At 39.9% G+C, this 24197-nt stretch carries 17 protein-coding genes; 9 read left to right on the top strand and 8 right to left on the bottom strand.

Going from position 1 to position 24197, the window contains the following annotated elements:
- The first annotated feature begins 13 nt into the window (after positions 1 to 13).
- A complete protein-coding gene (locus O0V13_RS16945; RefSeq protein ID WP_268036165.1) occupies positions 14 to 1774 on the top strand; it encodes a RagB/SusD family nutrient uptake outer membrane protein in 1761 nt (586 codons plus the stop codon).
- A 53-nt stretch (positions 1775 to 1827) separates the two neighbouring features.
- Here the strand turns inward: O0V13_RS16945 and O0V13_RS16940 are convergent, their stop codons facing one another.
- Positions 1828 to 2658: a VOC family protein gene (locus O0V13_RS16940; RefSeq protein ID WP_268036164.1), complete on the bottom strand. Its 831-nt coding sequence runs from the start codon at positions 2656 to 2658 to the stop codon at positions 1828 to 1830.
- A 217-nt stretch (positions 2659 to 2875) separates the two neighbouring features.
- On the opposite strand from O0V13_RS16940, the gene O0V13_RS16935 reads away from it, so the two are divergent.
- On the top strand, positions 2876 to 4276 hold the full coding sequence (locus tag O0V13_RS16935) for a sulfatase family protein (RefSeq protein ID WP_268036163.1): 1401 nt from the start codon (positions 2876 to 2878) through the stop codon (positions 4274 to 4276).
- A 3-nt stretch (positions 4277 to 4279) separates the two neighbouring features.
- On the opposite strand, the gene O0V13_RS16930 is transcribed toward O0V13_RS16935, so the two are convergent.
- Positions 4280 to 5908 carry a calcineurin-like phosphoesterase C-terminal domain-containing protein gene (locus O0V13_RS16930; protein ID WP_268036162.1) on the bottom strand — a complete coding sequence of 543 codons (1629 nt, stop codon included), beginning with the start codon at positions 5906 to 5908 and terminating at the stop codon, positions 4280 to 4282.
- Positions 5886 to 7196, bottom strand: a complete 1311-nt coding sequence (locus O0V13_RS16925) for a purple acid phosphatase family protein (protein ID WP_268036161.1) — start codon at positions 7194 to 7196, stop codon at positions 5886 to 5888. The genes O0V13_RS16930 and O0V13_RS16925 overlap by 23 nt, the downstream gene beginning before the upstream one ends.
- 181 nt (positions 7197 to 7377) lie before the next feature.
- Between O0V13_RS16925 and O0V13_RS16920 the strand changes: the two genes are divergently transcribed.
- Positions 7378 to 8310, top strand: a complete 933-nt coding sequence (locus O0V13_RS16920) for a glycerophosphodiester phosphodiesterase family protein (protein WP_268036160.1) — start codon at positions 7378 to 7380, stop codon at positions 8308 to 8310.
- A 108-nt stretch (positions 8311 to 8418) separates the two neighbouring features.
- Here the strand turns inward: O0V13_RS16920 and O0V13_RS16915 are convergent, their stop codons facing one another.
- The 4 genes from O0V13_RS16915 to O0V13_RS16900 form a co-directional block, all read right to left on the bottom strand.
- Positions 8419 to 8946 carry an RNA polymerase sigma factor gene (locus tag O0V13_RS16915; protein WP_268036158.1) on the bottom strand — a complete coding sequence of 176 codons (528 nt, stop codon included), beginning with the start codon at positions 8944 to 8946 and terminating at the stop codon, positions 8419 to 8421.
- 220 nt (positions 8947 to 9166) lie between these two features.
- On the bottom strand, positions 9167 to 11380 hold the full coding sequence (locus tag O0V13_RS16910) for a hypothetical protein (RefSeq protein WP_268036157.1): 2214 nt from the start codon (positions 11378 to 11380) through the stop codon (positions 9167 to 9169).
- Positions 11380 to 12576 carry a sialidase family protein gene (locus O0V13_RS16905; RefSeq protein ID WP_268036156.1) on the bottom strand — a complete coding sequence of 399 codons (1197 nt, stop codon included), beginning with the start codon at positions 12574 to 12576 and terminating at the stop codon, positions 11380 to 11382. Before O0V13_RS16905 ends, O0V13_RS16910 begins: the two co-directional genes overlap by 1 nt.
- A complete protein-coding gene (locus O0V13_RS16900; RefSeq protein ID WP_268036155.1) occupies positions 12576 to 13637 on the bottom strand; it encodes a polysaccharide deacetylase family protein in 1062 nt (353 codons plus the stop codon). The genes O0V13_RS16905 and O0V13_RS16900 overlap by 1 nt, the downstream gene beginning before the upstream one ends.
- A 168-nt stretch (positions 13638 to 13805) precedes the next feature.
- Between O0V13_RS16900 and O0V13_RS16895 the strand changes: the two genes are divergently transcribed.
- The 6 genes from O0V13_RS16895 (at position 13806) to O0V13_RS16870 (ending at position 23134) form a co-directional block, all read left to right on the top strand.
- Positions 13806 to 15083 carry an MFS transporter gene (locus O0V13_RS16895; RefSeq protein WP_268036154.1) on the top strand — a complete coding sequence of 426 codons (1278 nt, stop codon included), beginning with the start codon at positions 13806 to 13808 and terminating at the stop codon, positions 15081 to 15083.
- A 4-nt stretch (positions 15084 to 15087) separates the two neighbouring features.
- Positions 15088 to 16257 (top strand): AraC family transcriptional regulator, encoded by a 1170-nt coding sequence (locus O0V13_RS16890; protein WP_268036153.1) that lies wholly within the window; start codon positions 15088 to 15090, stop codon positions 16255 to 16257.
- A 63-nt stretch (positions 16258 to 16320) separates the two neighbouring features.
- Entirely contained in the window at positions 16321 to 17607 is a 1287-nt protein-coding gene (locus O0V13_RS16885) for a hypothetical protein (RefSeq protein WP_268036152.1), read from the top strand.
- A 197-nt stretch (positions 17608 to 17804) separates the two neighbouring features.
- On the top strand, positions 17805 to 18002 hold the full coding sequence (locus tag O0V13_RS16880; protein WP_268036151.1) for a hypothetical protein: 198 nt from the start codon (positions 17805 to 17807) through the stop codon (positions 18000 to 18002).
- 31 nt (positions 18003 to 18033) lie between these two features.
- A complete protein-coding gene (locus O0V13_RS16875; RefSeq protein ID WP_268036150.1) occupies positions 18034 to 21429 on the top strand; it encodes a SusC/RagA family TonB-linked outer membrane protein in 3396 nt (1131 codons plus the stop codon).
- Between the two features lie 19 nt (positions 21430 to 21448).
- Complete coding sequence (locus tag O0V13_RS16870; protein WP_268036149.1) at positions 21449 to 23134, top strand: SusD/RagB family nutrient-binding outer membrane lipoprotein; 1686 nt, start codon at positions 21449 to 21451, stop codon at positions 23132 to 23134.
- Between the two features lie 68 nt (positions 23135 to 23202).
- Here the strand turns inward: O0V13_RS16870 and O0V13_RS16865 are convergent, their stop codons facing one another.
- Positions 23203 to 24135: a GNAT family N-acetyltransferase gene (locus O0V13_RS16865; RefSeq protein ID WP_268036148.1), complete on the bottom strand. Its 933-nt coding sequence runs from the start codon at positions 24133 to 24135 to the stop codon at positions 23203 to 23205.
- Positions 24136 to 24197 lie beyond the last annotated feature (62 nt).

The following is a 24197-nucleotide window of genomic DNA, read 5'->3' as shown; positions in this document are numbered from 1 at the left end:
TGTGATGAAGAAGATGAAGAACTATATATATCCCCTTTTGATGGTGCTTCTTTTTGTGAGATGTACTGATGTATTGGATATTGATGATATCAATAATTATAGCCCAGATTTGGTTTGGAATGATGCAAATCTTGCCAATGCCTATATGACAAACTTGTATCCTATGTTTGGAAACTGGAATACAGGTGCAGATAGAACCAGTCAACAAATTGCAGGTATTTATTGGTACGCGGATCGAATCACTATTTCCAATGGTGAATACAAGAACTGGAATTACAGTAGAATCAGATTGATCAACCAGGCACTCATCGATGTGAATGCAGGTTCACTTGAGCAAGAGGTGAAGGATAACATCACCGGTCAAGCTTTGTTCATGAGAGCATTCACCTATTTTGGAATGATTAATTACCATGGAGGTGTGCCTTATATCAAAGAGCCTCAGGATCGCTATGAAGATGATTTGTATGTAGCAAGAAATACTACTGAAGAATGCTTTGACTTTCTAATCGAAGATTTGGATCAAGCGATTGCATTGCTGCCAGAGTCTATTGGAACAGCTTCTGGTGACTATGGTAGAATTGATGCCGCATTTGCGAAGGCTTTCAAAGCAAAAGTTTTGCTGTATAAAGCTTCTCCACAATTCAATCCTTCCAATCCTTGGAACAATGCTTATTGGCAAGAAGCTTATCAGGCAAATAAAGATGCCTATGAGTCATTGAAAGGACTTGGATATGGATTAGTGGATGACTACAGTGATATCGCTCTATCAGAGAGAAATCCTGAAGTCGTTTTCTCAGTGATCAATTCCTATCCAAACAAAACTGCGGCATGGGATCATGGTGTCAGACCGGGTTCTGAAAGTAGAGGTCCAGCTTCTGCATGTCCGACTTGGGAATATGTACAGGAGTTTCCAATGATAGATGGGAAAATGTACAATGACCCAAGCAGTGAGTATTATATGACTGAAGAAGAGTTTCTGCAGAACTATTGGGAAAATAGAGATCCTCGATTTGAGAAATCCATCGTTTGGAACGGTAAAATTTATGAAGTTTCTGGTAAAGCAGGTAAGAGACAATACACCTCTTTAGGTATTGCTCATGAATTGGATGACTTTGGAATCAATCCAAAAGCTGCTACCAATTCGACCAACCTGGATCGGTATACTGGGTTCTTTATCTTGAAAAACAGTCTATTGAATCTAGCTCAGCCGGAAGTTCAGCAGTATGATGTTGACTATGTGGTGATGCGATTTGCAGAGGTCATGTTAAATTACGCTGAAGCAGCCAATGAAACCGGAGATCAAGCAGCAGCTATTAGCATCCTCAAAGAAATTCGCGAAAGAGCCGGTATTATGCCTGGTGAGGATGGACTATTCGGAATGTCTGTTGGTTCTAGAGAAGAAGTTCGAGAAGCAATCTTAGCAGAAAGAAACATCGAATTTAGCTTTGAAGGGCATCGTTTCTGGGACTTGAGAAGATTGAGAATGCTGGATCGTCTGGATGGAACCTCCAAACATGGTGTAGAAGCGATTGCTATTGAAGCTGATGGAGAAGAGCAACCACTTTCCGAAGCGAGAGAATTGGCAAATACCTATAGTCTTGTAGAAGAGAATTTCAAGTATTCTTTGTTGCAGGTGCCTCGTTCTGGGGTTCAAGTAAGTGTCTTACCTGAAACATATTATTTCTTCCCTATCCAGCAATCCATTATCGATAAGAATAATAATATCGAGCAAAATATGAATTGGGGTGGGACTTTTAATCCGACACTAGAGTAAACGTAGCTGGTTTTTGGATTTGAAAGGTTCCGGGTTTTGCCTGGAACCTTTTTTTATAAGTTCTCCAGAACCTTCAGGTCAAACTTTTTCATCTTTAAAAAAGCATCGATCACAGGCTGCCCTTTTTCTTGGATTAATTTTCCTAGATTCTGGGGAACTACCTGCCATGAAACCCCATATTTATCTTTCAACCAACCGCATTGGCTTTCATCACCTTCTTGGGTCAAAGAATGCCAATAATGGTCTATTTCCTCTTGATTTTGGCAGGGAATGACCATAGAAATGCCTTCAGAAAAGGTGAATTGATGATCCATATTGCTCTCCATAATGACAAAAAGCTGTCCATTTAGAAAAAATTGGGCATGGTTGATTTTACCTCTTTGGCTACCAGCTTCCTCTCCATATCGGGAGATAAATTTAACAGAAGAATCGGGGAATATTGAAGTGTAATATTGAATGGCTTCTTCAGCATTTCCAAAATTGTCACCTGTCAACATGAAAGCGGGAGCAAAACGGTCTTCAATTGCTTCTGGACAAAAATTATCCAATTGCCAACTCACTCCAAATCGATCTTTCACCCAACCGTAAAGATTGGACCAGGGATAAGCACCCAAATCCATCAAGATTTCACCATCTTCTTTTAGCTTTTCCCAAACTCTGTTGATCTCCTGTTCATTGGGAAGTAATGTGTAAAATGAAATACTCGGATTAGGTTGAAACATAGGGCCTCCGTTCAAACACATGAATGTTTGTCCATAAGATGACCAAATGCTCGTCATATCATTGCTTTCCAGAATCTTGGAATCAGGAAAAACCTGAGTATAAAATTCGGCGGCATCTCGAGCCTGATTAGTTGTCCAAACGCAAGGGTAGATGGGTTTCATGTTTATCTGGTTTTTTTAGTATTCAAATTTAGCTCAAACCGAGGGCTATGAGCGGGGGGTGAAAAGACAAGAAAAAGGTGAATTCCGACAATTCTCATTTTCTCAAGAACAAGTAAAAAGTGTTCTCAATAGAAAATCCAAAATGGCCTATTCTGAATTTCAAAAAAGCTCAATTATCAGGATTGTCTTTTGAGCTTAAAAAAGTATCTTGATTTCCATGAAAAACGCTGCAAAATCTTGGCTTTTTGGCCTTTCTCTACTTTTGATAACCGGGGTTCAAGTATTTTCCCAATCTTCTAAACCCAATTTTATAATCATTTTCACCGATGATCAAGGCTATGGTGATGTGGGGGTTTTTGGACATCCTACTATCAAAACCCCAAATTTGGACCAGATGGCATTTGAAGGTCAAAAATGGACCTGTTTCTATGTTGCTGCCAATGTCTGCACCCCTAGCAGATCGGCGATTATGACAGGTAGACTTCCGGTTCGAACAGGGATGTATAGTAACAAAAGAAGAGTATTGTTTCCAGATTCAGATGGAGGGCTTCCTGCTTATGAGAAAACCATTGCAAGTCTTCTAAAAGAATCTGGCTATGCTACTGCGGCAATAGGAAAATGGCATTTGGGGCATTTACCACAATACCTGCCAACAGCCCATGGCTTTGATTCCTATTTTGGAATTCCCTATAGCAATGACATGGACCGAGTGAATGACGTCACAGCCAAAGTTGCTTTTGCAGACCCAAAATTTGAGTATTTCAATGTTCCTCTCATGCGAGACACCGAGATTATTGAAAGACCAGCAGATCAAAATACGATTACCAAACGATACACTCAGGAGGCAGTCAAATTCATTGAAAGCCATCAAGATGAGCCTTTCTTTTTGTATTTGGCACATTCTTTACCTCATGTCCCTCTTTTTGCAAGTCCTGACTTTTTGAATACAAGTGCGAGAGGACTATATGGTGATGTGATCGAGGAGATTGATTGGAGTGTAGGCCAAATCCTTTCAAGCCTTAAAGAGAATGGATTGGATCGAAACACCTATGTTGTTTTCACCTCGGATAATGGCCCATGGCTGGTTTACAACGAACAGGGTGGAAGTAGTGGAGGGCTATTTGGAGGAAAAGGAACAAGCTATGAAGGTGGTGTTCGGGTGCCAACTATTGTATGGGGACCTGGAAATGTACAGCCAGGAGTAATTTCTGAAATGGGTAGTACACTGGACCTTTTACCTACCTTTTGTAGTCTTTCTGGTACTGCAATTCCATCAGACAGAGTTTATGATGGATTTGATTTGAGTGAGACCTGGAATAGACAATCCAAAAGCAAAAGAGATGAAATGTTCTACTACCATGGAGATAGACTTTTTGCAGTGAGAAAAGGGGAGTATAAGCTCTATTTCTTTAAAAATAATCCATTCGGCTATCCTGCCAAAGTAGAAAAGTTGGATACACCGACTTTGTTTAATTTAAATACCGACCCTTCAGAACGTTTTGATTTGGCGGAAAGCCATCCAGAAGTAGTTGCTCAAATTATGAAAGTGGCCGAATCACATCAGTCAAATATGGTGTTTGGCGAGACTCAGCTAGAAAAAATCATAGGACAAGAATAAAAGCTAGAATCCATATTTACCATGGTCTGGTACCATTTCAAAGGATTCGCTGGCTCGATATTCTCTTCCCAGCCAATCAGTCACTCTGACCTCTAAAATATGCTCTCCCAGACTGTAATGGGAGGGCATTTGTTTGCTCCAAATGTGATTGGAGATGAGCGGGGTAGATAGTCGAGTACCTTCTGGAAGCTGCTCAGCATGATCCCATTCGTATTCCAGTTCCAATAAATATTTGTCCATTTTTGGGGTCAATTTCAATTCCTGCCATTCTCCATCATCTACACGGAACTCTACTTTATCTCTGGGACTTCCCTGAAAGAAATTCACAACGATTTCGCCCCTGTATTTCTTGGCTTGAGGAACGATTTTGGGAATGTGGATGCTCATTTTATAGTTCTCTGACTCTCCTGAAGATTTATACTCGTAGGAATAAGTATTCCCTACGATATTGAGAAAAGCATAGCCTTTGGGTGTGCCATCTCGCATAAAAGCTGCAGGAGTTCCGTATTTGTCTTTGGGACCTTTGTAAACATCTCCAGAAACTGCTCCGGGGTTATAATGATGATGAAACCCAGAGCCTTTCCAGCCTTCCTCTTCTATATAGAAATGATGATTTTGAGAGTGGGTGTGTCCCGAAATAGAAAGCGTGTGAGGATAATCTTTGAGAAGGTCAAAAAGTGTCATCCGATCTTCAACACGGAATGGATCCGGTTCCTCAAATTGTGCCAGTGGAATATGGAAGCCTAAAACAATCAACTTGTCTTTAGGTACAAACTGGAGATCGTTTTTGATAAATTCTAAAATATCTGGTCTTAAGCCTCCATAGTAAGACCCTTCTCCTCTTGGATCTGGGAAAATCACATCATCCAGCATGATAAAATGGACATCTGCCACATTGAATGAATAGTTGGGCGGGCCATAGGTTCTTTCAAATGTTTCATCCGAAAGTAAATCTTCCCCGCCATCGGAATTCATGTCATGATTGCCAAAAACATTGTACCATGGTATTCCCACTTTAGCCACAGCCTCATTGTATGCAGGCCATAGGTCTAATTTTCCCAAATCCCCTAAACTCAGGCCAAACAAGGCTCCAGAATTTCCATTCAATTCAGAAACAATGGCTTTTTCAAAGGAATGTACATCCTCCAATTCATCTGGCTGTGGGTCCCCAAAGAGTAATGCTGTGAAATTACTGGGCTCTGGATTTGGGAAAAGCCCAAAATTAACCCAGTCTGGGAGAGGTCCAGTGGGAGAGACCCCTGGGTGTAGTAATTGCGGAGATCCTTTTGGTTTATGAATGTAATGGAACTGAGGTTGATTTAAGTCGTTGACTGGAACTTGGAAATGACTGGGCTTGATGACAAAAATGATGACATCTTCTGAAATCGGAAGTTCATAAAAACCTTTGGAATCGGTTTGTACCACATCCACTCCATTGCTTACAGAGACAGTAGGGATTCCTTTTTCATTGGGATCTTGGATCTGGTTCTTATTTAGGTCTTCATAGACATATCCACGAGCCTGAAGCTGGGCTTGGGCTGGATTCATGAAAGTCAAAAAAAGCAGGAGGCCTATGATACAGCCTGCCAATATCTGTTTGTAAATTGAATTACTTATTGGAGTAAGTCCCATTTGGAAAAGTGTTTTCTGGAGTGGATTCAGAATTGATGTGTTCTTTGAAGAAGTTAAAGCCTTTTGGGTTTTTGATCAAATCGAAAGAATCATATAGTTCCCCTTCAACTGTAAATGCTCGAAATTCAAGTTTGTTATTTTCAATACTTATTTCCTGAAATAGCTGGGTATTGACTGCTGCACGCTCCATCCATCGCTCTCCCTTTCTGATCCCGTACATTTTGGGACCGGCAACGGAAACAATATAAACCGGACCCGCCTGTCCTGTTGGGATCTCCAGTGTTTTGGATAGTTTGCTGGATCTGCCATACATGTGGTCATGCCCTTGAAGTACCAAGTCTACTCCATACTTCTCAAATTTCGGTTGCCAAGCATCTCTTAATTCAGGGTATTGTCCATGTTTCCCATCTCTTGAAGAAAACAAAGGATGGTGATAGGAAATGATGGTCCATTCCTGTGGATTTTCCTGAAGTACTTTTTCAAGCCATTCGGTTTGATAGCTTAAATCTTCTTCGGATTGAAGAGCCATCAAACTGTTTAAAATGATGATTCTGGTGGATTGAATGTCGTAGTAATAAACGCTTTCCTCCAGTCCTTTGGGGCCGTTAAGAGGTAATTCAAACTGGCTTTGCCAAAACGCCGAAAGAGATTCTTCATCGCTTCCAGGAAGTTCATCATACTCATGATTACCCGTCACTGGCACTATTGGCATTTGGGTTGGGATAAAACCCAATGCATCAAACCACTCTTCCCATTGTGAATTCTGATGGCCATCGTTGACACAGTCACCAGCAAAAAGCATAAATGCGGAATGTGGGGAATGTTGATAGGCTGCACGGATGGTTCTAGTTCCCCAATTGGAGATTTCATTTTGAATGTCTCCCAAGTAAAGAAATCGAAGCCCGCCTTTTTTTTTAGGAGTTTTAAAATCCACCCATGGACTCATTTCTGAGTTTAAATCACCGACTCTGTAGGAATAAGTAATTCCAGCATTCAATGATTCAAAATTTGCTGAATAATAATACCAAGTACCTTGATCAGCTAATGAAACCTTGCTTGAGTCAAGACTGAACGGAATTTTGACAGAAGATTCAATTGGGCTAGAACTTGACTTGTAAAGTTCAACGATTGGATGATCTAGCGGTTTTTCCGATCGCCAAGTGATTGCCTGTGAGGATTCGGGGTCATTTTTCCAAGTAAGGATGATGTGTTCTGGATTGTTCTGGGCAAAAACCGGAAAGAAATGGATGAGGATCCAAAGGTTGAAAAATAAGATTGATTTTTTCATGAAATAGATTTCTCTTCATTCCATTATAGTACCTGAGCTCTTTGAATTGAGACTAGAATTGGTACTCGAAATTCTCTTTTTTCACTATTTCTTAAACTGTTTGCCCCAAAGCTTCATGGAAATTTAAAGGATCGGATAGCCCTTTCCTTCTTAATTTGGGTTCTTTAATAAACATGATTTTATGAAGCGTACCATCCCGATTATTTTATCTGTCAGTTTTGTTTTTATTTCATTTTTCTCCTTTTCTCAAAGACTGAATGATGAAAAAGCCCAATTGTTTGCAACGTATCTTCAGAATTTTGATCGCTTAAATCAGCCTGAAGAATGCTTTAAAAATTTGAAAGGAATCAAGAAGTCCTTTAGGAAAAAAGCCGGAAAACAAGTTTTGATTGCTTCCCATCGAGGAGATCATATGGAAGCTCCAGAAAATTCAATTTTGGCTTTTAAACACGCCATTGACAATGGAACCAATATCGTGGAATTTGATATTCGCAATTCGATTGACGATTCCTTGATGATCATTCATGATGGAACGATCAACCGAACCACATTTGGAACAGGGAAAGTGGAGGAGATGACTTATGCGCAGCTTAGGTCTTTCCCTCTGGTCAATGACTATACGCAGGAATTGACTGATTCGAGGATGCCGACCCTGTATGAGGCGTTATCGGCTTTGAAAGGGGAGTTGATGATCGATTTGGATATCAAATGTGATAAAATCGGAGAGATCTATGCGACTGTGGAGCAATTGAAGATGTTTGACCAGACGATTTTCTTTTGTGACGAAGCGGATATGGACTATGTATTGGGCAAGAATCCTAAAGCATATGTGATGCCTCGGGCCAGATCCATGGAGGAGTTAGAGCATTTGTTGCGAAAGTACAGTCCTAAAATTGTTCATATAGATGATTCCAATTTTGATATTCCCGAAGCTGTGAAATTAATCAGATCTATAGAGCCAAAATGTAGAATTTGGGCCAACACTTTAGGAAATCGCGATATTATGGCGATCAACGGAAATGATGCAGGAATTTGGGAGTTGAAGGAGTTGGGTATTGATGTGATCCAAACAGATTTGCCCAGACATCTGAGTCATCTGTTTTGTGAGGAGTAAAAAGAAGAAAAAATGAAGGTTAAAAAATCCAATTACTTATATCACCCAATTCAATTCTAAAAATAGTTTGGCTGGTCCATTCAACCAGTCCTTAAAAATGTTATCTATCTATGTTAAGTAGTTTCTCAGGCTTAATCTTGCCTTGATTAAATGATTCTTGACAGTGTTTTTGGATATCAGCATTTGGTCGGCTATCTCCTGATAAGATAAGTTTTCAAAATAGGAGAGCCGGACCACCTTTTTTCTTTGGTCTGTAAGGGACTCGATCGCCTCCTCCAATCGGATCATCAATGCTTCTTCTTCCAACTTCATATCAACGGAACTTTCAATTCTGTTTTTGTAATACTCGTCTGTCTTTTTCCTGTTGGAGTTGAGATGGTTGAAGTAATCAATCACCTCATTTTTAGAAATCGTAAAAATGTAAGAGCGAATACCTTTTTCAGAGTCTAGGTCCTTCTTCTTTCTCAAAATCTTTAGGAAAACATTATGAAAAATTACTTCTGCTTCCTCAGCATCTTTGATCAAAGATAAAATGAACCTCACTACAGTAGGCTTGTAGAAGTAGTAAACTTCCTCAATCGCCTCCTGATCCCCCTTTTTGAAGTTTTCAATCGTTTGTGTAGATGGTGCTGTCATATGGGCTGGGTTACTTTGCTCAATAAATTTTGAAAAAATAAACCCAACCTTGTACGTAAATCACGCATTTAAATCCTCAATTTGCGAAAATCTAGGGCAGATTACCAATTAATAATCAGTTCGTTATGAAATTGTTATCGATTAATTAAGGAAAGAGAAGAAAAGGCCCAGATTCAAGATTATGAATCTGGGCCTTAAAAAAGTGGAGTTTGTTTTTTATTTATTGAATGACTTCCAAATAGCGTCCCATCCAATAAGGAAGGAGCCAAATATCGCCAGGACTATACATTGATCGACCATTTCCATTGCTGTCTAGACCAAATCTATTGGCATTGTGTCGTGCCACTCTTATTTCTGATGGAGGCAAAACCTGAGAGGTAGTTTGTCTTCTGAAATTTGGCTCCAGCATTTGAAGATCTTTCCTATGGCTATTTTGAATATTCCAATTTATAAGATCAATTGGATGCTTTTGTAAAAACCAGATGGATTCCTCAAGATCAAATTTTTCAGGCTGTACCAATGCCGTCATGATGTCCCATAGACCATCTTTCTCTGGTCTTTCTGCTTGCCAGTGATCGACGATGGATTGTTTGAATTTCGCTTTTAGCTCCTCATTGAAGGCGTACCTATATAGGCCCCAATAGCCAACAAAATACATTTCATCATCAGAGTGATTCCAGGCTTCAGAAAGCATTTGGCTGTAGGAATCACTTCCGTCTCCGGCTTGACCTATTATCTCCATTGGACGCATCAGGTTTTCCAAATACCCATATTCATCCATTAGCTCGAAAGCTTTCTCTTTAAATTTCTCCTTACCGGTAAAATGATACGCTGTCTGAAGCATGCTGACGATGTTGGAGGAATTAAGCTTCCTGTCACCAACTTGAATTGGGAAGTTATTGACATAGTCTGGATTCCATTTTCCCCAAAGTGTTGGCTTTCCGTCAAAATCTATCAGGTACATGTCATTGTCCACGATATGAGTCATCAAAGTATCAATCAATTCAATTGATTTGTTTTTTACCCAATCATCTTCGACCAACTCAGCCAAAACAGCATAAACAAAAACATGCCCTATTACCTCATCACTACTGGTCGTCGATTTCCAATCCCATTCAGGATCTGTTGCATGTTGCCATCTTTCAGGATCGGATAGCTTTTCGATATATCCTGATCTTTCAAAAGACCTGGAAGGAAAACCTTCCACCGGATTCACTGTGAACAAACGATCCATAGCCATCAACGACTGTTTGATTTGAACCAGAGTTTCAGGGTCTTTGGTAACCGCATATTTAAATCCCTGCGAAGCCAAATACATAGAAGTCCAAAGTCCATCATTGTCTGAATCGTCCAGTCTTCCCGTTTCGATTTTACCCGGAGTGTTTAAATTCAACGTGGAATTGAAGCCGTTTCTCAGGTGATATTTCTGAGTGTATTCGTCAAAGTATTCTGCTTTTTCTGCCAAAGTCATTTCCTTTTGGACAATGGTGGATAGGCCCTTATCGGTCAAAAGAAATACCTCGTCTTTGCCGAATGAAATATCGAGGACATCCTCTCCTGGTAGCCATCTTTCCAAAAAGTAATAGCTGATTTCACCATCTGGATTCAAAGCAAATGCACCTTTTGAAGTTCCAAACCAGATTTGATTGTCTTTAGTATCCACGACATTGATATCTGTCCAGGGGATTTTAGTGATCAGTGGCGATTGGGTTTTCGAAGCAATGTCAAAAGTGAAATAGCCTGAATCAGAACCGATAACCAATTGATTTTTGGGAGAATAGAATGCTATTGAAGTTAAGTTTTTTCCACTCGCTACTTCAATTAGTTTCTTCCCTCTTTGGTCAAATTGGAAAAGCTTTGAAGGACTCAATACCCAGAATTTCTCTTGAATAGGATCATACTGAATTGCCAAAATCTCTTGAGGTGCCGAAAGTTTAACCACTTCCTCGCTATCAGGAGAAATGTATTGAAGCTGCTTTCCATCAGAGATCAAAAAGTCAAAATTCCTTCCTCCTTCGAAAATGTGGGCTGTAGGAAGTTGATGTTTTAAGAAGAGAGTTCCTGCCCAAGCATTGGCGAAAACTGATTTGTCATCCAAGTAAACTATTTCACCTTGATAGCTATCAATTGCCTGAACTTTTTTTGCAGCCATTGGCAAATAGGTTTGGTCGCTAGCTAATGTACCCCAAACCTGAAATTGAGCTCCTGCCGGGTGTAATAGTTGATTGTTTTCCAAAACCTGTACATAACTGGAGCGGTTGCTTGCCAGGCTTTGCTGAGAAAGTCCTGAAAGTGCTTTGGTATTGATAATCGCGTATTCTTGAATAAAAGGTGTGTCGTAATAGGTGCCTCCGCTGCCAGATTGGCCCAATACTGTGGACTGAACCCATACTGCTAAGAGCAAGGTCAATCCATAAAAATTTGATTTCGTCATTAGTTGATTTGATTTGGATCCAATATTCGGTATTGGATGGTTTTACCTTCTTTTAAGTGTTTGGAATAGGTGAGATGAACGAGGCCTTGGTTATCTTGAATAATTGCGGGATAGGAGAACCCTCCTTGCTTGCTTGGGTCCAATTCGAGGTATTGTGGCTGAGACCAGGATTTCCCCTCGTCCGAAGAAATCCATAAAGCCAATTGATACCTTCCATCGTGGATGTCATTTCCAACCATCCACCATCTTCCATCTTTCAATTTCAGAAGTTCTACGCTGGCCGTATTTGGGAAATTTGTCTTTTGGGCTGCAGACCAGGATTGTCCCTGATCTTTTGAAATACTTTCTTGAATCATCGTAGGAGAATCGCCAGAATCTCTCAGCATGGCGATAATGTCTCCATTTTCTTTTTGGATCAAAGCTGGTTGAATGGGCCCTTTCCCTACCAAAGGCAGACTGTGTTTCCAAGTTTCCCCTTGGTCATCAGAAATCGCCATCATGGAGAAATTGAATCCATCAGAGTAGAGCGGAAGAATGATTTTATCTGAAGTAACCAAAGGTTTGATTCGGGTCATCCAGCCGACACTTGTCTTTTTGGAATCCATGGATGCTTCCAAAATCAATTTTTCATATTCTGGAGCATAAGCAGACCAGCCCAGGTGTGAGTCAGGAAGGTCTTTGAATTTCTTTTCTACTTCTTCGGCAAATTCTTTTCCTGGCTTGAGTAAAATATTGTCCTGCCAGTTCCAGATGGGAGCTCCTTCTGAATTGAATGATTTGCTTCTTTTCAGGCGAAGAATGGAGTTTTCCCATTCGTTGGCCATTACAGCTATCCAAACGAGGAATAATTCATTTTTCTTATTAAGGAATAGGACTGGGTTACAATCCGGGATGCCAGGAGTATCGGCCATCAAAAATGGCTCTGACCACTGATCTTGTCCTTTCTTTTTTCTGGCTCCCATCAAAAGGACATCATCGGATTTTCTCTCTCCGGATCCATGAAACCAGACTGTGAGTAAATCTCCATTGGGAAGGGCTACGATGCTACTGGCATGAGTATGCTTTCCCTGGATTGGGAAAATGGACTCATTGGCCAAACTCGGAACGAGTTTTCCTTGTGCCGCTACAAAGGAGGGGAAAATCAATATTCCCAAAAAAAAGGATAGAACGGTTTTTAAAGATGTATTCAGGCTCATTAGTTTAGATTTTTTCTTCTTTCCATTACTTCTCTCCAGGTAGTCAGAATAATGCCCTCTTTTTCGATATAGGCTTTCAGCTCAGGAGATACCATGGCTTCCAAGTCAGCTTGTCTAGACCTGCCTGATCCGGAAAACCGTTGAAAATTCTCTGTATTTTCACTGCAATGGACGATGATCATCGCCAGTCCAGGCTCCATTTTGTCCAAGGTTTCTTGGAACATCTTGATTTTATGCTGAGTTAATTCTTCTTGTGTAAATGAGCTTTTTTCAGGTCTCCAATCACCACTGTTTTTATGTAAATCATCCAATACAGGAAGTCCCAGACTCCAGATTTTTTCACCCATTGGGCCGGCTTCTTGAAGAATATCCGGTTCAGGTAGTTCCATCCCTTCCGAGTATTTACCCGCTTTTTTGAGTTGTTTGATGATGTCTTCTTGAAATGCTTCAGTAATCAACTTATTGTTGCCACCAGGGAACATGATCGGGATGCCGTATTCAACCCCCACTTTTAAATAAGCCTGCAGAAATTCAGGAGTGGCAAAAAGAGTCCCCATATGAGAATCTAGATGTGTGGGTTGAATTCCATTCTGTAACGCGCGATCTACCTGAGCCTTTATTTCCAAATACACCTCTTCTGGACTAGCATGAGCGACTACTTCTTCCACACTAGGCCACATAGAGCCCTCAGGGTCCAACAGTCCCGGTACTACAGTTCTTCCAGCCAATGGCTCCCATCGATAGGTTTTCCATTCTGAGGTCAAAGTCAAGTGCAGGCCGATATCCATTCCCGGTGTGTCTTTGCTCAATCTCAAGAAGGTTCCAGCCCAAGGGCAAGGCATCATGACACTGCAAGAACTAGCCACCCCATCATGCATCGCTTGAAAAGTTCCTTCATTTGATTCGAAAGACATCCCGGCATCATCTACATGAAAGATGACAACCTTTTTGCCTTTTGGGTAACCTAACTTTTCTGCATAAGTAAGACTTTGGGAGAAAGAATTACTGCAGACATAGGAGCAAAAAAGCAGGAGAAAAAGTGGCTTTTTGAAAGAATGCATATGATTTAAGGTGGGATGTTACCACTGGTTTGATTTACTGATGTTACCTTCCTATTTTGGAAATGGACTAACAGATTGTTTTTATTTCTATTTCATGAAGAATCTGTTAATAATTTAGTTTTTAGTAGTCTTTTTTATAGAATTGAGAATATAATTTTAAAAATTAATATGCCCGGACCTAATTTAGATTTTGACAGGAAGAAGCAAACCAAAATCCTTTTACTGATTTTCTTGATCTTTTTTGTCATTTCCCTGATGTCCAATATCCTTGGCCCAATCATTCCGGGAATCATTGAAAGTTTCTCCCTAAGTTATGGTCTGGCGGGGTTTTTACCCTTTGCATTTTTTGTAGCTTATGGAGTGATGTCTTTACCATCCGGCTTATTGGTTGAGAGATGGAGAGAAAAGCCAGTTCTTTTATTGGCGTTTAGCTTGGCGGCAATTGGCGCTTTGTTATTTGGATTCAATCCTCGTTTTGGATCGGCATTGAGTTCCTTGTTCATCATTGGAATGGGAATGGCCATGCTTCAGGTAGTCATTAATCCTCTTTTGCGGGTTACTGGAGGAGAAGAGCATTTCGCATTCAATTCAGTTTTGGGGCAACTGGCATTTGGAGCAGCTTCTTTCCTAAGCCCGATGCTTTATAGCTATATGGATCAATCCTTATTTACAGCAGGAGCTCCTTCTTGGATTCAAATACTTGAGCAATGGGTTCCTCAGGATATGAAATGGGTGTCTGTATATTTTGTTTTTGCATTACTTGCATGCGTGATGCTGATACTGATTGGTTTGACCAACTTTCCAAAGGTGGAATTAAAGGAAGATGAGAAAGTTGAATTGGGCAAAACACTGAAAAGCCTTTTGAGCAAAAGAATGGTCTGGTTGTATTTCTTAGGTATATTTTCTTATGTGGGAACTGAGCAGGGGATAGCCAATTGGGTAAGCCAATTTTTACAAGATTATCATGGAGTAGACCCAAGCACGGGAGGGGCACAAGTCATTTCCTATTTCTGGGGGCTTTTGACTTTAGGCTGTTTGCTTGGTCTGGTTTTGTTGAAATTCATGGATAGTAAATTAGTGCTGGTCCTATTTACAATTGGTGGCATTATTTCATTGTTGACAGGCTTATTGGGACAAGGGAATCTGGTTTTGATTGCTTTTGCATTTTCAGGATTTTGTCTTTCAGTGATGTGGTCTATTTTGATCTCTTTGGCTCTGAATTCAGTAGATTTTGCACATGGTACATTCGCAGGATTACTATGTTCAGGAATCATAGGCGGAGCTATTGTGCCTTTAATTATCGGAGCTTTGGCAGATATAGTTGGTTTGCAAACAGCCATGTTTTTCTTATTCATCCCTCTTGGATACATTCTATTCATAGGGATTTGGGCAAAGCCTTTGGTCAGTAATTCAAGAGTTAAATCATTCAAAGAATTATTTAGCTAATCAGATGCATCGGGTAATATTACTGTTAGATTTTGCGGAAGAGTATAGCAAGTCCCTTTTGAAAGGAATCAGTGCCTATTCCAGTAAAAATGGGCAATGGACATTTTGCCGGATGCCTTTGTATTATCGTGAAATGATGGGTGTGAAGGGTATTCTGAAATGGGCTAAAGAATGGAAAGCAGACGGAATCATCGGGCAACTTTACAACGAAATGGAGGAGGAGTTCTTTGAAGGAGAGTTACCAGTAATTGCACAGGATTTCAAAGAACGGTTTTCTAAAATCCCTAATATCACGGGATCCTATTGGGAAACAGGTGTACTTGGTGCCGAGTATTTTTTAAACAAGGGATACTACAATTTTGCTTTTTATGGCTTCAATAATATCGTATGGTCAAGGGAACGGGCCGAAGGATTTGAAGATACTATTCGCAAGGCCGGATATGAAGTGAATTATTTTGAACACAAGAAATCCAGATCAACCGATATCTGGTATTATAAAAGTAAATCTCTGAGTAAGTGGCTTCGAAACCTGCCAAAGCCGGTAGCTTTGATGGCCTGCGATGACAATCAAGGAGTCCATATTGTAGAAGCTTGCATTCACAACAAAATCAGAGTACCTCAGGATGTGGCAATTTTGGGAGTTGATAATGATGTGACGCTTTGTGAACTTTCTGACCCTAGATTATCGAGCATTGATTTGGATATCGAGCGAGCAGGCTTTGAATCTGCTCAGGTATTGGATGAGATGATTCGGACAGGGAAAAAGGATAATAGGGATATTGTTGTTGGTCCGGTCAAAGTGATCACAAGATCTTCAACAGATATGTTTGCATCTGCCGATGCATATGTGGCTGAAGCATTAACGTATATTCATAAAAATATTGATAGAAACCTGGTGGTGGATCAGGTTGTAAAGGAAGTTCCACTTTCTAGAAGAGCTTTGGAAAAGCGGTTTTTGCAAATAACGGGACAGCCGGTTTACAAGTACATTACAAAGGTGAGAATGGAAAAGCTCGCCCAGAAACTTTTGGATACGGATCAGAGTGTTTTTGAAATAGCCGTGGACCTGGGGTTTCAGGATAGTAAAAATCTAGCCAGACAATTCAAACAAATGACAGGCTATGCTCCCGGTGAGTACAGGAAGAAATTCGGCAATAGTTCTCTTATTGGCTAAGGGTATATTTAAGTTTTAGTTCCCCAAATAGTCCTATTTATATCCCTTAGGGTATAGTAGGAAATGAGCAAAAACAAAATCATCATCTTACTGACGGCCCTAACCTTAGGTACTACCTGGGCCATTCGAGGTCAATTCGGTCATGAGCAGGGAGCTGCTTGGGCTGGAGGGATAGCCTGTTTATTATTGATTTTCAGTATAGGAAATCCCAAATGGATGATAGTCGGGGTGAAAGCTTCTTTGATGGGAGCGATCGGTTGGGGTATGGGGGGTATGATGAGCTATGGAGTAGTCGTTGGATATGGTCGATCTGAGGATTGGCTAAATGCAACCTATGGCCTTTTGATGTTGGGAGTGATTGGTGGTTTGTATGGATTGCTGGGAGGAGGCTTGTTCGGATTAGGCCTTGAAGAAGGAAGTTCTGGAAAGAAAATAGCCTGGCCTCAACTGGTTGTTGAAATGACAGCAGGAGCCTTGATTTTTTATTTTTTCATAATAGAGCAATTGGGAATCTTGATGACACCTCCAAGATCTGAGGCCTGGGGAGTTTGTGCAGGAGCAGGGATAGCCATGCTTTATTATATGGTACGAAACCATCACGCAGGTGCCTTGAGAACTGCTTTGTTTTCAGCTATTGGTGGAGGGTTGGGATTTGCTTTTGGAGATTTCCTTCAAGTGATGGGTTTTCTATCGAAGATCCACTTCAACTTTTGGAATGTCATGGAGTATAGTTTGGGATTCTTTGGAGGTTTGGGAATGGCCTATGGAACCTTGACTGGTTTTAAGAATTCAGGTAAAACAGAAGCTTCCGAACAGAACCAATTCAATCCGCGATTAAAGTGGTCCTTGATCGGATTAGTTGGAATCATTCCTCTGATAGTCTTTCATCAGTCATTCGTGGAAAGAGATCTTCTTCCAACTTTTGAAAATTTTGGACTTTCCAATCCATCTTATTGGGCGAGTTTCACCCTGATCCTGGCTTTTATTATTTGGGTTCTGATGCAAATGATCTCTTTTGGTAGCTATAAAAAATTGAATAAAGGCTTGATCGGAGATGGTCCCTTTTTGAAGCAGATAGGTTTGACTTTGTTTCTGGCCTATATGTGTTATTCTATTTTAATAACGGGTGCATTTATTAGCATTGGTAGAATAGAGCAATATCTCTACCTCTTGAATTTCATAGTTATTGTTTATTTGATGTCAAGGTTAAAAAATAAACCTGAAGATAGTCCACTGTCTATGTATTCACCTTCGAAGGTTGGATTGATAGCCTTCTTAGTGATTTTGGTTGTGGCGACCATTGCGGCTTTTTCTCATGGTCCGATTCCAGGGGCACAGATGAGGTTTTAAAATGATTTTTATAAAAAAGAGCCAGTGGAATTCAGAATTCGATGATTTTGAGGTCCTTAGTAAAATGCTAAAAAACTAATATTTCCTAATTGTTAAGCCTGATTTGTTTTTATGGAATTCAAAATAACAATCTGGTAATCAGTAATTAGGTAGTCCATTTTTAAAAGTATAGGGTATTGAATTTGAAGGTGCAGCCTATGAAAAATCCAACTATCAAGGAATTGCTTGGAAAGTTGTCCAAGGGAGAAATATCCAGAGATGAATTTGATCTTTTTTTACAAGAAGTGAAAAAAGCAAAAGGATCATCTGAGTTGGACCATGCTTTTCTGGAATTTTTTGATTCAGTGGAAAAGCAAGTAAAAAACGAATCTTCCAACCAAAAACCAATAGAGTAAATCTGAAAACTCGATTAACAATTGTTTGCTTATGAAACATTTTTCCAAAAACAGAAAGACCAAGATTTTGTGGGGAGTACCCATGATTTTTGGAATGGCCATGATCCCTCTCTTTGAGGCATCAGCCATGATTTCGCCTACCCTCACTCCGATGGAAGAAGCCATGCAGGCCCAGCAGGTGAGAGGTAAAATTGTCTCCAGCGTGGATGGACTTCCTCTTCCTGGGGTTACAGTACTTGAAAAAGGTACTACCAATGGTACAGTAACAGAAATTGATGGGACTTTCTCTATCAATGTATCTGGTCCGACTTCAGTCCTTGTTTTTTCTTATGTAGGGTTTGATCCTCAAGAAATTACGGTAGGAAATCAGTCCTCTATCGATGTGACCATGTCGGAAACTGCTACAGATATGTCTGAGGTGGTTGTGACAGCTTTTGGTATCAAAAGAGATCAGCGTTCCTTAGGATATGATGTGTCGAGTGTAAAAGGTGAAGAATTGACTCAAGTATCTCAAGAAAACGTTTTGGGTTCTTTGGCAGGTAGAATGCCAGGTGTACAGATTAATCAGACTTCAGGCCCGGGATCTTCCATTAGCATGGTAATCCGTGGTGCTACTTCATTGACTACTGATAATCAGCCGCTATTTGTAGTAGATGGGATTCCAATGTCCAACTCCCTGAATAACGTAAGACAAAATGGGGATGGTAATCAAGTCGATTATGGTAATGCTATTTCGGATATAAGTCCCGATGATATTGAAAGTATTTCCGTATTGAAAGGGCCTAGTGCTGCGGCATTGTATGGTACTCGAGCAGGTAATGGTGTGGTAATCATTACTACCAAATCCGGTGGTAATAAAAAATCCCTTGGAGTTTCATTTTCCACAAGTAACGTATTTGAGCAAGCTACCAAATTGTTAGACTTTCATTACAAATATGCCAATGGTAATAGAGAAGGTGTGTTTAATGAAGGGTCTGCCTATTGGGGTGGTCCAGAATTGAATGCAGGAAATACAGCGATTCAGTGGAATAGCCCTTTAGATGCAAACGGAAACCCAATAGCCACTGAATTGATTGCATATCCTAATGCAATGAGAGACTTTATGCAAACTGGAATCACTTCTTCCAATAATGTCTCAGTAGATGGAGGAAATGATCGGGGTTCATTTAGAGCTTCCTACTCTAATATGTTGAACAGAGGTATCATTCCAGGTTCTGATTTGTTTAGAAATAGTTTTGGAACCTCTTTATCCTATAAAATCACAGATAAGTTGACTTTCAATTCAAATATTAATTATGTGAATAGTAAGTCAAATAACAGACCAAGTACCGGTGATAGAAGGGCGAATCCTCTGGAAGCAGTTTATGGTTCTCCATATATCGACTATGAGCAAATGAAAGATTATTGGGTTCCAGGTCAGGAAGAGATTCAGCAAGTTCGAACAGAACAAGGTGATAATCCATATTTTATTGCTTTGGGAATTAGAAATGGCTTTGTCAGAGATAGAATTTATGGAAATGCTTCATTGGATTACCAATTCTCTGAATCTTTCAATGTGAGAGCTAGATATTCGTTGGATCGTTCAGACGAGACCTTGGAAACCAAGATTCCTTTTAGTTATAGTAGAATGGCAAGAGGGGGATATTATGTTTCAGATATTTCCACTCAAGAATCAAATGCAGATATTCTGGGTTCTTGGAATCAAGATTTTGGAAAGCTAGATGTCAATGCCTCAGTAGGGGGTAACATCATGACAAGACATGGTTTTGGAACCAATGTTGGTGTAGGTGGAAATAGAAATAACGGCTTGGTGATTCCGGGTATATATAACGTTCAGAATATTCCTGCTGACAACAGATCAATTTCAAATTCCTATTATAAAAGAGCAATTTATTCAATCTATGGATTAGCCTCTTTTGGATATGCTGATCAATTGTACTTGGATTTGACAGCTAGAAATGACTGGTCTTCTACCTTGCCAAGAGAAAATCGATCCTATTTCTACCCTTCAGCCTCTTTGAGCTGGTTGGCAAATTATACATTGGGTATGTCTGATAAAATTGACATGTTCAAATTTAGATTTGGTTGGGCTCAAGTAGGTAACGATACTGGACCTTACAACTTGGTTCCAAACTTAAATACAGGGCTTTATAATAGCATCAATACCGCAAGTATGCAGTCTGGTTTATTGAATCCAGATTTGAAACCGGAACAAGCTACTTCCTATGAAGGGGGTATTGATTTGAATATGTTCAATAACAGAGTAAGATTCTCAGGGACTTATTACATCATTGATAACAGGAATCAGATTTTCTCAGTAAATCTTCCAGCCTCTTCAGGCTATACCGGAAGATTGATTAACGCCGGTCTGATCCAAAGTAAAGGTTTGGAATTGGCTTTAGGGGGTACTGTTTTGCAAAAGCAAGATTTGACTTGGGATGTGAACTTTAACTGGAGTAGAAACAGAACTACCGTAAAGGAACTGACGGATGGTTTGGATAGAATCACCCTTTGGGGTGAAAACGGAGGTGGTGCTATCACTTTTGTAGGTGAGCAAATCGGTGATATGTACAGTCGAGGCTTTGCGCAGGTAGAAGATCCTAGCTCTCCTTATTATAAGTGGCCGATCCTTTCAAATAATGGAGAATGGCAAAGCCTTTCCAATACCGAGGATTTAAGAAAAGTTGGGAATTTCAATCCTGATTTTATGCTGGGCTTCCAGTCTACATTGAATATCAAAAGATTTGTAATCAGTGCCAGCATCGATTGGAGACAAGGTGGTGAATTCATGTCATTTACCTATAGGTATGGTGAATCTGATTGGAAATCTCAAAGACAATTGGATATGTTGATCCCTGGTTCTCTTTATTCACAAGATGAGCTGATCGCTTTGCTAAAGTCAGATCCAGATAGATATATCATACCAGGACCGGGAGATTTCCCAAGAGTTGGTGGGCATACAGCCGAAACAGGAGGTTACTATATAGATGAGAATGGAAATGACGGAGCATTCGTACCAGGTGTAATTCAGACAGCTGGACAGGATACTCCTGATGATTATTCAGATGACGTGTACGAGGAGCATTTGGGTGGTGAAGGCACGAACTTTTATCCAATCACTGATACCTATCCTTGGAGTTTCAATGAGCAAGTGACTTTTGATGCCACTTTTATCAAGCTGAGAGAATTGTCTTTGGGATATAGACTTCCAAATATGGGAGCATTCAAAAACATCACATTCTCTGTTTACACTAGAAACTTGATGATTTGGACCAAAGCTCAAGTAGGTATCGACCCTGAAAGAGCATTCTGGGCGAATAGCGGAAATCAAGGAAATACATCTTCCCAGTTCCGTCAAGGAATCGAAAGACAAAATGTGATGCCTTGGACAGCTCCTGTAGGCTTCAAATTGAACTTTAATCTTTAATACCTCAAATCAACGAATCATGAAAAATTCATCTAAACTATATAAAAGTTTGTTTCTGGGTTTGGTTTGCTGGGTTGGGTTTACCGCCTGTGACGATAAACTCGATGAGTTAAATATCAATCCATATGGTATTGATCCAACAGAAGTAAATCCAAATCTGTTATTACCGGGTATCCTAGCTTCCTCTGCTCAGTCCTACACTGATTTGGGAGTAAATAATCTGGCTGGAGCAGTTCAGCATACCCAGAAGAATGGCTGGTTTGATGGCCATAACTATTATTCATGGGAAAACTCAGGATGGGGAGGCTGGTACAGTATCCTTAGAGACAACAATCTGCTTTATGAAAGAGCAGTCGCATTGGATAATGATTTCTTCCAAGGAATTTCATTGACTATGAAATCATTTGTATTTGGAAATATTACAGATCTATGGGGAGATGCACCTTATACAAATGCACTTCAAGGAGATCAGCCGGATTTAGAACTTCAATTTCCTTCTTTTGATAATCAAGAGGTAATTTATGATGGGGTAATCGCGGATCTTAAAAGTGCAGTAGCCTTGTTTGAAAATGCCTCGAATGTCGGTGTATTACCAGAAAATGACTTGTATTTTAATGGAGATGTTAATCAGTGGAAGCGTTTTGCCAATTCTTTGCTACTTCGATATTACATGAGAATTTCTAGCAAGAAGCCAGATGTTGCCAAAGCTGGGATTGAGGCTATCTACTCATCAGGTGATTTTATCCAAAGCTCTTCTCAGGATGCAGTATTGGATTATACAGGTGGGGCTAGTGATATCTGGATTACCAGACACGTTCCTTTGAACCCAGATGATTTCCAAAGGTATCAGGCATGTCAGACCTTCATTGATCAATTGATGGGAACTAGTGACCCTAGACTTTCTACCTTCTTTGCTCCAGTGAGAGTACGTTGGGTTGCAGATGAGTCTTTGGCTACAGCTTCTGAAGATTTTATCCGATTGGATGGAGAGCCTTTAGAAGTAGTTACTTATGCTTTTGATGATTTTGTAGACAATTATTCAGGCTATGATTTCACCAGAAAATTCAATCCGAATGAAGTGGAGTACAATGACGATATGTATGTAGGTCTTCCTCCAGCTATCGCTGTTCCTTCTTCCTATAATGGGAACCCTTCACCTGGACAGGGTACTCAAAACCAACACGTATCTCAATTGGCTGATACCTATATGAATGAAGGTGGAGGTATTTTGAAATCCCGATTGATTTCCGCGGCTGAGGTTCATTTTATCTTGGCAGAAGCGGCCTTAAAAGGATGGAGTGTAGGTTCTGCGGAAGATCATTACTATGCTGGAATTTTGAGTTCTCTTGAGACTTGGGGTAATGAAGATGGTTACGATGAGTTTATTGCTCAGGATGATGTTGTCTTCGATAATTCTGTGGAGCAAGTGATTACTCAGAAATGGGTAGCTAGCTGGACTGCTGCTGCCGAATCATTTGCTGATTACAAAAGAACAGGTTATCCAGCCCTTCAAGCAGGTCCTCTTTCACCTCAGCCGGTTGTTGCGTTGAGATTCCAATATGGAAATGATGAGTATAACAATAACTCTTCAAGTATTAACGGGGCCTTGGATAGATTGGAATTGACCGAGTATTCCGGAAACTTTGGAAAGGATAGTCAGTGGTCGAAATCCTGGTTGTATCAAGGCACGACAGTTCCTTGGTAAAATAATATTGTTGATAGATAAGAAAAGCTGGCTTCAGAAATGGAGTCAGCTTTTTTGTTGAGTAAAAGTTAAAACAGCTCAAGATCACCCAAACTCCAGGACCATGGGAGATCCAGTGGGGATGCTTTACTGTTTAGATTTCTTAATGTCACCAAAGGACCTTGATTAATAATTGGTAAAATACCCAATTTCAAATGTGAATTTGGAAACTGTAACCCAGAGAAGCTTATGAAATTTGCTCCTGTTTCCGTGATTTTGTTTTTAAGTCGTTGATTTACTTGTTCGATTCCAAATTCAGAAAATTCGGGAGTTTTATAAAATTCAACTATTCTAAATTCTGTCCCAACCCGACTTTTTTTAAGGCGAAAAATCATTAAATAGGTGCTTTGATCACTGATCCAAAAATAATCAACGATTGGACAGTGTTCATATCTCCAATTGATGAATCCCTTTTCAAGTTTGGTTTGAATTTCAGACTCTAAACCTTGTGAATTTTCTATATTCTCAATTAGGGGATCCAACAGTCTCCAATCTGGTTTACTTAGACCTTTATTTTTTTTTGGAAAAGGGTTCAATTGAATTTTTAGAGGTAATTTTCCCCATCTTTCCCAACCCATTTTTAGATAACCCGGAAGGCTTTGATTGTTTGGTGAATTGAAGATAAATTGAAAGCCATCTTGCTCAACTTGGTCCAAAAGTTTTTTAGTCAATTTCGTAAATAGACCTTTTCCTTGATAAGAAGGATGAATCGCAGTATCGACAGCCCTTCCAGCTAACATGTTTTCCCCATTAATCAAATATCTCCATTGGAGGAAAGCTCTTACTCCAACAATTTTTCCATTCTCCTCCAAAAGGAGAACAGGAGACTTTCCAAAAGGATTTTCGAGATGTTTCCATTTCCAAAAAGAGATGGTTTTTGGAGTTAAACTCTCTCCCAAGGATAATTTTAATAAGTCAACAATAGCAGGAATATCTTCTTCTTTGGCTTGACGTGGGGTCATATATTTTTTTTGGGATTTCCTAAATTATAATACCAGTTTTAAAAACATTCTTTTTATTTAGA

It is taken from the genome of Algoriphagus sp. PAP.12 (assembly GCF_026652115.1).
Lineage (GTDB): Bacteria > Bacteroidota > Bacteroidia > Cytophagales > Cyclobacteriaceae > Algoriphagus.
Note: the sequence above shows the minus strand (reverse complement) of the source record. Positions and strands in the feature narration are given on the sequence as shown.